Here is a 2,219-nt window from a genome sequence, read left to right as displayed (position 1 = left end):
ACCACCGCCCGTGGTGCGCTCTTCCTTGATAATGGCCACGCCGCCGATCTGTCGGCGCCAGTGGACAGTATTGTCCGGGTAGTGAATTTTTTCAACACTGCCGATGTACAGGGTGGTCGTGGTGCCATCCGTACCCTGGTCTACCCGCTTGTAGCGCTGGCGGTCGGGGCCGTAGGCGAACTCGGTGGTGTGGTTGCCTTTGGTGATTTTGGTGGGCTTGTTGAATACGCTGTAGTCGATGGTCCGACCATTACCTTCTAAAAAACCTCTCAATCACATGAACCTCCGGAAACAGTGGGACTAGCCCCGACTCTGGGGCAATGCCCCTATGAATCTACTCACTCTCTATATCACCTCTACCACATATCCCAAACTCGCCCTCAACCCAATAAACCGGCTGATTATAATCACCAAAAAGATTTTTATCTCCCGTCATAAAAGCCACACCTAAAATCCCTTTCAAAGGACTATAGTATACGAGTGTAAAACTCTTTGTTTCACGCTTAATACCAAGAACCTTTATTTTTTCGCCGAACAACTCTGAATCTTCATTTAGAACCAAATCACCCCAATCAGCATCAGAAAATTCAACAGGGTCAGAATGGATGTCAACCTTGAAACCAAGCCACATCAACGAAGACACGACCTCCAAATAGCCGCCATCTGTTCGGCACCCCTTAAACTCATCAATAACACTAGATTCCGACAAGTAGACTTCACCACCATCAAACACCAACTGAGATCCAGCGACTATAAAAACATCACTAATAGAGACAAAGTCCGCGCGATAAATATATTGCTCTTCCGAGCCTGCTACCTCTGATGAAATAAAAGTTAAATTCAACATTATCACTAAAATGAAAGCAGTTTTACTTAGCATCTATAACGTACCTCTCTGTCCAATAATATGCATGAATAGAGGCATCAATCTCTCTGGGATTGTCTTCTCTACGACCCGAAGGCATGATATTCCTGTTTCTAAAAGTGAGATGCTCAATCTCATGCTTTATCATAAATATTTGCTGAACCCTAAGCGACTGAGAAGACAAGTTGGATGCATACTCCGGATAGTGTTTTAAAAGCTCTGCCGGAGCACCTCCAACAAAAAAGCTTTTGCCAATGGTAATCCTTCCAAATAGCCTATTTCCTTCGCCAAAACCAACATGTATTCTTGCAGAAGCTTCCATATTTTCATCAAATTTTAAACCATGAGAAAGTGCTCTACGAACAAAAACGGCAGTCTCAAAATCGCCATTATCGTCAGCGATACGCAACACCTCCTTAAGAACACCCAACGCTACAGCTCTCTCCTCATCTGATATTGGCCCTGAAATTCCGTCACCTCCATATATGGATAGCTCACCACTATCCAATGGTTGATGCGACCGGAAAGCCATAACATCGTCCAAATATATATCGCTCCATCCCTGCAAAGCGTTGGCAAAACGCTCTGTAAACTGAGACTGCGCACTATCCATACCGCTATAGCTGTTAATGGAAATACCATCCAGGCTTATATCATAACGGCCACTGCTCATGGCATGGGTGGCCTCTGCCATGGACCGATTAAAATCTCGCAGTGACGCCCCCCAGGCTTCCATATCAACCGAGTGTCCATTAGCCGCCGATGCACACATTGAACAAGTTGCAAACCCTACGGCGACAAACCCACTCGGATCCGTCGCATTCAACGGATTGTTCCATACATAGCTGTACCGGTTCAGGCTCCGGGTGGTGCGCGGGTCCTGCACAATCGGGTCGGCCTGGACGAAGCGGGCGAGCTTGGGGTCATAAACCCGACCGTTCATATGAATCAGGCCTACTTCATCCAAATGCTCATGATCCGTGTAGCCCCGCGTGGTATCCGGCTTGAGCGCTACCCGAAAGGGTTGATCCAGTTGTGGCCAGTAAGAGCCGCTGCCAAAGACCGGCTTTCTCGGCTGGCCCCAGGGATCGTAGTAGAACTCCTGGGTCACGGCACCGGTATGGTCGGTCAATAACGAGGTACTGCCCAAGTGGTCGCGAATGACGTAGTGGGTTTCGCTGTTGATCAAACCACCGCCAGTGGTGCGCTCTTCCTTGATAATGGCCACGCCGCCGATCTGTCGGCGCCAGTGGACAGTATTGTCCGGGTAGTGGATTTTTTCAACACTGCCAATGTACAGGGTGGTCGTGGTGCCACCCGTACCCTGGTCTATCCGCTTGTAGCGCTGGCGGTC

3 protein-coding genes are annotated in these 2,219 nt (G+C 48.6%); all 3 read right to left on the bottom strand.

What is annotated here, in order from left to right; translation table 11 throughout:
* Positions 1-273, bottom strand: a 273-nt coding sequence (locus tag DKW72_RS16185; protein ID WP_157960525.1) for a hypothetical protein, incomplete at its 3' end; no start/stop codon positions are given.
* A gap of 61 nt (positions 274-334) precedes the next feature.
* Entirely contained in the window at positions 335-880 is a 546-nt protein-coding gene (locus DKW72_RS16180; RefSeq protein ID WP_111643423.1) for a hypothetical protein, read from the bottom strand.
* On the bottom strand, positions 870-2,219 hold a 1,350-nt coding region (locus DKW72_RS16175), incomplete at its 5' end, for an RHS repeat-associated core domain-containing protein (RefSeq protein ID WP_198411402.1). The genes DKW72_RS16180 and DKW72_RS16175, both read right to left, overlap by 11 nt.

The organism is Marinimicrobium alkaliphilum (genome assembly GCF_003259155.1).
Classification (GTDB): domain Bacteria; phylum Pseudomonadota; class Gammaproteobacteria; order Pseudomonadales; family Cellvibrionaceae; genus Marinimicrobium_A; species Marinimicrobium_A alkaliphilum.
The sequence above is the reverse complement of the archived record's forward strand: the minus strand, read 5'-3'. Positions and strand labels throughout refer to the sequence as shown.

Coding starts and splice junctions, on each gene's coding strand:
- DKW72_RS16180 (WP_111643423.1), bottom strand. CDS start 880: ATGCTAAGTAAAACTGCTTTCATTTTAGTGATAATGTTGAATTTAACT.